Source organism: Streptomyces sp. (assembly GCF_031181705.1).
Taxonomy (GTDB): Bacteria; Actinomycetota; Actinomycetes; order Streptomycetales; family Streptomycetaceae; genus Streptomyces.
In genome coordinates, this window is record NZ_JAPSKN010000182.1 from 1 (window position 1) to 9,453 (window position 9,453).

6 protein-coding genes are annotated in these 9,453 nt (G+C 73.5%); 3 read left to right on the top strand and 3 right to left on the bottom strand.

Annotated features, from left to right (window positions below; genetic code table 11):
* Positions 1-83: 83 nt before the first annotated feature.
* Positions 84-2,465 carry an Orn/Lys/Arg decarboxylase N-terminal domain-containing protein gene (locus RIN80_RS24570; protein ID WP_309097827.1) on the bottom strand — a complete coding sequence of 794 codons (2,382 nt, stop codon included), beginning with the start codon at positions 2,463-2,465 and terminating at the stop codon, positions 84-86.
* Positions 2,466-2,750: 285 nt separating this feature from the next.
* On the opposite strand from RIN80_RS24570, the gene RIN80_RS24575 reads away from it, so the two are divergent.
* Positions 2,751-3,128 carry a hypothetical protein gene (locus tag RIN80_RS24575; protein ID WP_309097828.1) on the top strand — a complete coding sequence of 126 codons (378 nt, stop codon included), beginning with the start codon at positions 2,751-2,753 and terminating at the stop codon, positions 3,126-3,128.
* A gap of 32 nt (positions 3,129-3,160) precedes the next feature.
* Positions 3,161-4,354, top strand: a complete 1,194-nt coding sequence (locus RIN80_RS24580) for an ABC transporter substrate-binding protein (protein ID WP_309097829.1) — start codon at positions 3,161-3,163, stop codon at positions 4,352-4,354.
* Here the strand turns inward: RIN80_RS24580 and RIN80_RS24585 are convergent.
* Positions 4,338-6,614, bottom strand: a complete 2,277-nt coding sequence (locus RIN80_RS24585) for an excinuclease ABC subunit UvrA (protein ID WP_309097830.1) — start codon at positions 6,612-6,614, stop codon at positions 4,338-4,340. The genes RIN80_RS24580 and RIN80_RS24585 overlap by 17 nt on opposite strands.
* 10 nt (positions 6,615-6,624) lie before the next feature.
* On the bottom strand, positions 6,625-8,250 hold the full coding sequence (locus RIN80_RS24590) for an ABC-F family ATP-binding cassette domain-containing protein (RefSeq protein WP_309097831.1): 1,626 nt from the start codon (positions 8,248-8,250) through the stop codon (positions 6,625-6,627).
* A gap of 294 nt (positions 8,251-8,544) precedes the next feature.
* On the opposite strand from RIN80_RS24590, the gene RIN80_RS24595 reads away from it, so the two are divergent.
* Entirely contained in the window at positions 8,545-9,186 is a 642-nt protein-coding gene (locus RIN80_RS24595) for a GPP34 family phosphoprotein (RefSeq protein WP_309097832.1), read from the top strand.
* Positions 9,187-9,453: the final 267 nt, after the last annotated feature.

The following is a 9,453-nucleotide window of genomic DNA, read 5'->3' on the forward strand; positions in this document are numbered from 1 at the left end:
CCCCCCGGGAGGCTGGCAACCGCAGGCCTGAACGGCCTCTGACCCGGACCGCCTCGGCCCCCGGCCCGCACCCCGCCCGCGCCTCACTCCACCTCCGTCCCCACCCCCTCCGTCTCCCGGCGCTGAGCCGGTGCCGTGTCGTTCTCCCCAGCCGGCCGGGGGTCGCGGCGCAGGCATTCGATCAGGTAGGCGCCCGTGTCGGGGTCGCGGGTGACTCCGTGGGTCTCGCTGGCGAAGCCGGGGAAGCGGCGGTCGAAGGACTCCAGCGCCGTGAGGTAGCGCAGCAGCGGACCGTCCGCCGCCCCGGTGTTCTCGCCGGGCATGAGGACCGGGATGCCGGGCGGTGTGACGGTGACCATGGCGGCGGCGACCCGGCCGGCCGCTTCGGAGAGCGGGAGCCGTTCCGTGCCGCCGCGGATCAGCCGCTGGTAGCACTGCTGGGGCGGGGCGACCGGCTCCGGCAGCTGCTGGAACGCGGTGTCCAGCAGGTCGACGAGGCGTGCCGCGCGCAGATGCTCGTGCATCTCCTGGCACAGGCCGCGCAGCGTCAGTCCCGCGTAGCGCCGGGGCCGGTGCGCGACCAGTGCGGGCAGTACCCGGTCGAGCGGGGCGTCACCGTCGTAGAGGTCCTTGAAGTCCATCAGGGCGTCGAGAAGCGTGCCCCACTTGCCCTTGGTGATGCCCATGGAGAACAGCACCAGCGTGGTGTAGCTGTCGGTCTTCTCCACGACGATGCCGCGCGTGGCCAGATACGCGGTGAGCACCCGCGCCGGGATGCCCTGGTCGGCCATCTCGCCGGTCGCGTCCACACCGGGGCAGGTCAGAGTGACCTTGATCGGGTCGAGCATGCACCAGCCGTCGGTGAGGCCGGGGAAGCCGTGCCAGCCGGCGCCCGGCTCCAGGTGCCAGCAGGACGGTTCCGTGCGCAGCAGCTCCGCCGGTGCCTCGTCGAAGGGCAGGCGCGCCCCGCTCGCCGGGTCGGTCACCTCGTCGGGCTGCCACACGCCGAAGAACCACGGCGGCCGGTCGCCCGCCGCCTCGATCCGCCGCCCGATGCGCACCATCTCCTGGCGGAACCGGACCGCCTCCGTCACGGCTTCGTCGACCAGCCACCGTCCCTGCGGGCCGTCCATCATCGCCGTGGCCACGTCCAGCGAGGCGATCATCGGGTACAGCGGCGACGTCGTGCCGTGCATCATGAGCGTCTCGTTGAACCGGTCGTGCTCCACCGGTGCCCGGGGCGCGGGCCGGACGTGCACCATGGCACCCTGCGACAGCGCGGCCAGCAGCTTGTGCGTGGACTGCGTGGCGAACACCGTCGGCCGGTCCGGGCCGGGGAAGGCCTCCGCGTCCACGGACATGCCGTAGCGCCCCGCGTAGAGCGGATGGAAGCGGGCGTAGGCGAACCACGCCTCGTCGAAGTGCAGCCGGGGCGTGGCGGCGGCGAACGCGCGGGCCGCGGCCGGCGCGTCGTAGCAGAGGCCGTCGTACGTGGAGTTGGTGAACACCGCGTACTGGGCGCGGGACGACACCGCGTCCGCGGTGAGCGGGCTCGCCGCGATCCGCGCCGCCACCGACTCCGCCGCGAGCTCGCCCGGCGGCAGCGGCCCGGCGAGACCGTAGCCGTTGCGGGTGGGGACCAGGTACACCGGCCGGGCGCCGGAGACGACCAGGCCGTGCAGGACCGACTTGTGGCAGTTGCGGTCCACCAGGGCGATCTCGTCGCGGGTCACGCTGAAGTGCCCGACCAGGCGGTTGCACGTGGAGTCGCCATGCAGGACGAAGTAGCTGCGCTCGGAGCCGAAGACGCGCGCGGCGTTGCGCTCCGCCTCGCCGATCGGCCCGGTGTGCTCGAACAGCGAGCCGAGTTCCTCGACGGAGATCGACAGGTCGCTGCGCAGCAGCCGCTCCCCGAAGTAGTCGTGGAACGCCCGGCCCACGGGCGACTTGAGGAAGGCGACACCGCCGGAGTGGGCGGGCGTGTGCCAGGAGTACTCGTGGGCGTCGTCGAAGCGGCGCAGCGCCTTGAAGAACGGCGGGAGCAGGGCGTCCTGGTAGGCGCGCGCGGCGGTGGTGATCCGGCCCGCGAGGAACGCCGGGGTGTCCTCCAGCGGCCACACGTAGCCCACCACCGACTGCGACACCCACAGCGGCAGCTCCCGCAGCCCCTCGTCGGCCATGGCGAGGAACACCGGCAGGTCCCGGAAGCGGCGGCCGATCCGGCGCAGCACCCCGGCTCCGCCCGGTTCACCCCGCTCCTCGGGCGGCAGGTCCCAGGCGACCACCGCGGCGGCGACGCCCGCCTCGGTCCGCAGCACCGCCTCGGCGTCGGCGGCGCTCGCCGCCCACCGGACCTGTAAGCCCCGCCCGTGGAGCGCCTCGGCGATCCTCACCCACTGCCCCGCCGTGGCGCCCCCATCATCCGGACGCTCCGCCACCGCCATCAGCACCGTGCCGTCGGCCATGCCGTTCCCCTTCCCGATGGCCCGCGCCACCCCCCTTCAGTGTTCGCGCAGCCCGCGTGCGTGATCGGCGGGCCAACGGTCAAACCACCCCATCGAGGTGCGGTGCGGACGGCGTCTTGACGCGAGTCAACGGATCCGCGTCCGGCACTCCATCGCAGGACCCGATCAACTGTCTTGCAGATCATTCACCTGGGCGGGGCCGTACCGATCGTCCGGTGGGTCGTTGGTCGTAGTGCTCCGGCCGAGAAGGCCGGCGACCGATCCGGCGGAAGGAAACCGACACAGATGTACGGCACGCGGCGCATGGCGGTAGTGGCCTCGATCGTGGGGATGCTGATGGCCGTTCCGGCCGGCATGGCCACGGCTCATGCCGGTGACGGCGACGCGGGGGCGGGCGGTGTGCTGTCCAACCTCTCCGGCCGGAACTCCTCCGGCCACGCCAACCTCTGCGGCACCGGAAAGGTGGCCCTGTTCAAGGAGCGCACCTGTGTGACCGAGGACGACGGCAGGGGCGGCGGCGACCAGGCGGGCCCCAGCGGCGGCGTCCTGTCCAACCTGCTCTTCGCCCGGAACGCCTCGGGCCACAGCAACAACTGCGGCAACGAGACGGTGGCGGTGTTCAGCAGGACCACCTGCGTCACCGCGGACCGTTCCGGCCGCTGAGCGGTCACACCGGACACACGAGAGGGGCCTCGATGCAGTCGACTTCCTTGTGCGTGGGCGTGGTCGCGCCGCTGACGGGCCGGCTGGCCCCTCTCGGCTCCCCGCTGTCGTACGTCCTGCGCAGACTCGGCCCCCGCCTCGCGCACGTGCGCAACGGCGGCCGTCGGCACACCGTGACCGTCGCCGTGCGCGACAGCCGCTCGGACCCCGAGGCGGCCCGGCGGGCCGTGCGCGACCTGGCCGGTGCCGGCGCGCACCTCGTGCTGACGATGGCCGGGACCCGGGTGCTGCCCGCGGTCACCGACGCCTGCGAGGAGGCCGGCGTTCCCTGCGTGTCGACCACCTTCCCGTGGCAGGCCTACCTCCACGCGCGCGCCGCCGAGCCGGGGCACCGCTTCCGGTGGACGTACCACTTCGCGTGGGGGCTGGACGACATCGCCGCCGTCTTCGCCGACCTGTGGGAGCGCGTCGGCGGCCGGGGCGCCGTCGGGTGCCTGTGGAACGACGACCTGCAGGGCGCGCTGCTGCGGCACCAGCGCCACGGCTTCGCCCCGGTGACGTCCCCGCGCGGGCACACCCTGGTCGACCTCGGCGCCTACCGGGAACCGGCCCCCGGCTTCGCCGCACAGGTCGCCCGGCTGCGCGAGCACGGCGCCGACCTCGTCACCAGCGCCGCCACCGCCACCGACCTGGCCCTCTTCCACCGCGAGGCCCGGGCGGCGGGGGTGCGGCCGCGGCTGATCACCTGCTCGCGCTGGCTGACCTACCCGCACACCCACACCACCCCCGCCCCCGGCGTCCACGGCGAACTCGGCGACGCGCGCGTGGCCACCCTCGTGTACTGGAGCCCGGACCACCCCTACCGCTCCGGTCTCGACGGCACCACGTGCGCCGAACTCGCCCGCGCCTACGAACGGGACACCGGCGCCCCCTGGCTGCAGCCCCTGGGCCTGGCCCACGCCCTGCTGGAGACCGCCCACCACGCTCTCACCGTCGCGGACGACCCGACCGACCGGGCCTCCGTCGCCGGGACCCTCGCGGACACGACCCTCGACACCGTCGCGGGCACCCTCGACTGGACCCGGGGACCGGCGCCCAACATCGCCCTGCTCCCCCTGGTGGGCGGGCAGTGGCAGCCGACTCCGCGCGGCCCCCGGCTCGCCGTCGTCGGCAACCGGGCCCACCCGGGCGTTCCGCTCACCGGGGAGCTCACGCCGGCCCGCTGACTCCCGACCGCACGAACCGCCGCAGATGCTCCCCGGTGAACGATCCGTCCGCCTCCAGGAGTTGCCGCGGCGTCCCCTCGAACACCACCTCGCCACCGTCGCGGCCACCGTCCGGGCCGAGGTCGATCACCCAGTCGGCCCGGGCGACCACGTCCAGGTTGTGCTCCACGACGACGACCGTGTTGCCCGTGTCGACCAGCCGGTCCAGCAGGCCGATCAGGCCCTCCACGTCGGCCATGTGCAGACCGGTCGTCGGTTCGTCCAGCACGTAGACCGCGCCCGTCCGGTGCAGCCGAGTCGCCAGTTTGATGCGCTGCCGCTCACCGCCGGAGAGCGTGGACAGGGGCTGGCCGAGCGTCAGATACGTCAGTCCGACGTCCCGCAGGGCGCGCAGCCGGCGCCGTACCGCCTCGTCGTCGAAGAAGCCGAGTGCCTGCTCGGCCGTCATCTCCAGGACGTCGGCGACGGAACGGCCCCGCACGGTCAGCCGCAGCACCTCCTCCTTGAAGCGCCGCCCCTCGCAGCCGTGGCACGTCGTCGTCACCGGGTCCATGAAGGCGAGGTCGGTGTAGATGACGCCCCGGCCCTCGCAGGTGGGGCAGGCGCCGCCGGAGTTGAAGCTGAACAGGCCCGCCTCGGCCCCCGTCTCGCGGGCGAAGATCTTGCGGACGGTGTCCATGATCCCCAGGTACGTCGCCGGTGTGGACCGGCCCGAGATGCCGATCGAGGACTGGTCGACCACCACGGCCTCCTGGTGGGCCGCGGTGAACTCCGCGACCAGACTGCTCTTGCCCGAGCCGGCGACCCCGGTCACCGCGGTGAGCACACCCGTGGGGAACCGCACGGTCACGTCCCGCAGGTTGTGCCGGTCGGCGCCCTTGACCCACAGTTCGCCGGTGGGCCCGCGCACCTCCTCCTTGACCGCCGTACGCCGGCGCAGACAGCGTCCGGTGAGCGTGTCCGACGCGGCCAGTTCCCGCGGTGTCCCCGCGAACACCACCGTGCCGCCCCCGGCGCCGGCGCCCGGTCCCATGTCCACCACGTGGTCGGCCAGCGCGATGACGTCCGGGTCGTGCTCGACGACCAGCACGGTGTTGCCCTTGTCGCGCAGCCGCAGCAGCAGATCGCCGAGCCGGCCCACGTCCCGCGGGTGCAGTCCGACGCTCGGCTCGTCGAAGATGTACGTCATGCCGGTCAGGCTGGAGCCGAGGTGCCGCACGGTCTTCAGCCGCTGCCCCTCCCCGCCGCTGAGGGTGGCGGTCTCCCGGTCGAGGCTGAGATAGCCGAGGCCGATCGCCTCGATCCGCTCCAGCGCGGCCACGGCCGCCTGGGCGATCGGCCGGGCCACCGGGTCGTCGATCTCCTTCAGCACGGTGATCAGGTCGGTGACCTGCATCCGGGTGCAGTCGGCGATCGTCCGGCCGCCGATCCGGGTGGCCAGCGCCGCCGCGTTGAGCCGCGCTCCGCGGCAGGCCGGGCAGACGCCCTCCACCGAGAACTCCCGGACCAGGTCCCGGGTCTTCTGGCTCATGCCGGACAGGTCCCGCTTCAGGTACAGCCGCTCGAAGCGGTCGGCGAGGCCCTCGTACTCGGTGGTCCACGTGCCGCCGCTGCCGGTGACGTCGACCTTGCTGCCGGGCCGCCCGCGCATCAGGAACTCCCGCTCGGCGGCGGTGAACCGTCCCACGGGCTTGTCCGGGTCGAGGTCGGGGCTGTTGGTGTACGTCTGGCCCTGCCAGGTCCCCGCCGCGAACGGCGGGAAGCGGACCGCCCCGTCCGCGAGCGAGCGGTCCGGATCCAGGATGCGGTCCCAGTCGGGGCCCACGGTACGGCCGATACCGTCGCACTCGGGACACATGCCCGACGGGTCGTTGAACGAGTAGGCCGTGGCCGGGCCGGCGCTCGGCGTGCCGTGCCGGGAGAACAGGACGCGGATCACCGAGTAGACGTCCGTCATGGTGCCGACCGTCGACCGGGAGTGGCCGCCGACCGGCCGCTGGTCGACGACGATCGCGGGGGTGAGGTCCTCCAGGGCGTCCGCGTGCGGCCGTTCGAACTTGGGCAGCCGGTTGCGGACGAACCACGGATAGGTCTCGTTGAGCTGGCGCTGCGACTCCACGGCGATCGTGTCGAAGACGACCGACGACTTCCCCGACCCCGAAACGCCGGTGAACACGGTCAGCCGGCCCTTCGGGATGCGGAGAGTGACGTCCTTGAGGTTGTTCTCGCGGGCTCCGGTCAGGGTGATGAATGCGGGCATGAGCCCGACGCTAGGCGGAATACCCGACAGCCTCTGGCGTGATTTCCCGCAGTCCTCCCTCCTCCATCCGCAGCCAGCGCGTGATGCCGATCGACTGCAGGAACGGCAGGTCGTGACTGGCCACGATCAGCGCCCCCTCGTAGGAGTCCAGGGCCGTGGTCAGCTGCCGCACGCTGGCCATGTCCAGGTTGTTGGTCGGCTCGTCCAGCAGGAGCAGCTGCGGGGCCGGCTCGGCCAGCATCAGGGCGGCCAGGGCCGCCCGGAAGCGCTCGCCGCCCGACAGCGTCGATGCCCGCTGGTCGGCCCGGCCGCCCCGGAACAGGAAGCGGGCCAGGCGCGCCCGGATCCGGTTGTTGGTGGCGCCCGGCGCGAACCGGGCCACGTTCTCGGCGACCGTCCGCTCCCCGTCCAGGACGTCGAGGCGCTGCGGCAGGAACCGCAGCGGGACGTGCGCCGTCACCTCGCCCGACTCCGCAGCCAGCTCCCCGGTGATGGTGCGCAGCAGCGTGGTCTTGCCCGCGCCGTTGCGTCCGATCAGCGCGACCCGCTCGGGACCGCGCAGTTCGAGCCCGCCCTCGACCCGGGCGCCGTACCGGAGCCCGAGATCCTGGAGGGTGAGGACGGTACGCCCCGGCGGGACGGCCGTGAACGGCAGGTCGACGCGGATCTCGTCGTCGTCGCGCACGGCCTCCACCGCCTCGTCGAGCCGCTCCCTGGCCTCCGCCAGCTTCTCCTCGTGCATGATCCGGTGCTTGCCCGCCGAGACCTGGGCCGCGCGGCTCTTGAGCTTCATGACGGCCCGGGGTTCGCGCTTGGTGTCGTACATCTTCTGCGCGTACCGCTTGCGGCGCGCCAACTTCACCTGCGCGTCGGTAAGTTCGCGTTTCTGCCTGCGGAAGTCGGCCTCGGCGACGCGCACCATGCGCTCGGCCGCCTCCTGCTCGGTCTCCAGCGCCTCCTCGTAGGCGGAGAAGTTGCCGCCGTGAAAGGTGATCCCGCCGGAGCGCAGGTCGGCGATCTGGTCGACGAGGTCCAGCAGTTCCCGGTCGTGGCTGACGACGACCATGACGCCCGGCCAGGACCGGACGGCCGCGTACAGCCGCCGGCGGGCGTACAGGTCGAGGTTGTTGGTCGGCTCGTCCAGCAGCAGTACGTCGGGCCGGCGCAGCAGCAGCGCGGCCAGCCGCAGCAGGACGGACTCGCCGCCGGACACCTCGCCGACGGTGCGGTCCAGCCCGATGTGCCCGAGGCCGAGTTCGCCGAGCGTGGCCAGGGCGCGTTCCTCGACGTCCCAGTCGTCGCCGACGGTCTCGAAGTGCTCCTCGGCCACGTCGCCCGCCTCGATGGCGTGCAGCGCCGCACGCCGGGCGGCGATGCCGAGCGCCTCGTCGACGCCCAGGGCCGTGTCGAGCGTGACGTTCTGCGGCAGGTAGCCGATCTCGCCGGCGACGCGGACGGTGCCGTCGGCCGGTACGAGTTCACCGGCGATCAGCCGCAGCAGGGTCGATTTCCCCGACCCGTTGACCCCGACCAGGCCGGTCCGGCCGGGGCCGAACGCGGCGTCCAGGTCCTCGAAGACGACAGTGCCGTCGGGCCAGGTGAACGACAGGGAGGTGAGGGTGACGGAAGGGGACATGGTGGCCTCACTCGCGGTTGCTCGAAGCAGTCAGGGGCAAACGCGTGTCGAGACACCTGCGACCAGGGAGGAGGCCTCACGGGCATGAGAAGGGCCCTGCACCGGGGGACGGCTCGGACGCCGAGGTCGCACGCAGCGCACACACCTCACGGGTGGGGCGCGGTGTCTCAGGACCTCAGACGAGCAACGTCCTTCTCCCATCGACGGCAACAGGACCGCTGTACACCGTAGGAAGGGGTACAGGGGCCTGTCAACGCGTTTAACCGAAGCCGATCTCCCGCCCCAGGAGGCCTCGTGTCCCACGGTTCGCTCACGCTGCCGGCCCGGCTGTCGCTGCTGGCCTGGGACACCGCGCGGCCCCCGGCGGGCGGCGCCCACCCGGCCGGCCCGGTGCGGGCCGGTGCCCTCGTCGACCTGGCCCGGCGCGGGCTGCTCACCGACGAGGACGGCATCGCCACGCCGGCCGACATGGACTCCCGCAGCGGCGACGCCGCCCTGGACGGGCTGCTGGAACTCGTCCACGAGTCGTGCCCGCACCCCTGGCGGACCTGGGTGACGCTGCGGGCGCGGGTGACCGCCGACGCCGTGCGGGAGCAGCTCGTGGCCGGGGGGTACCTGCGGGCGGAGAAGAGACGCGTCCTCGGTGTGTTCCCCTCCGTCGAGTACGCGCTGGAGCGGGCGGCCGCGGTGAAGGTGCTGCGGGAGGAGACGCGTGAGGCCCTCCTCGGGCCCCTCCCGGCCGCCGGCCTCGCGGAGCGGGACGCGGCGGTCGCCGTCCTGGCCGACGCGGCGGACCTGCTCGGCGGGAGCGCGGGCGAGCGGCGCGTCGAGGAGCTGACCGAGCGGGCCGGGGCGTCGGTGCCGGGCCTGGAGAGGATCGTCCGCGAGGTGCGCGCGGCGGTGGCCGCGACCGTGCCGGTGCCGGCGTCTTCCTGACGGACCGTTCCACGTCCCGGTCGGATTCCGGCCGGCCGGCGGGCCCGGGGCGGCTGGTCGAGTGACGGGCACGACGAACCAGAACTGCCGTGCCGCGGCCTTCCCCGCCCTGCCCGTGCCCGGCACCGCGCTGGTCCCGCCCCGCGCAGGGGACGCCGTCAGCGCCCGGCTCGTCGGGGAGGCCGGTGCCGCCGCCCCGTCGCCACGACCAGCGCCGGGCTCGTCCGGGCGCTCGGGGCGGCGGACGGCGCACGCGTGACCAGGCTG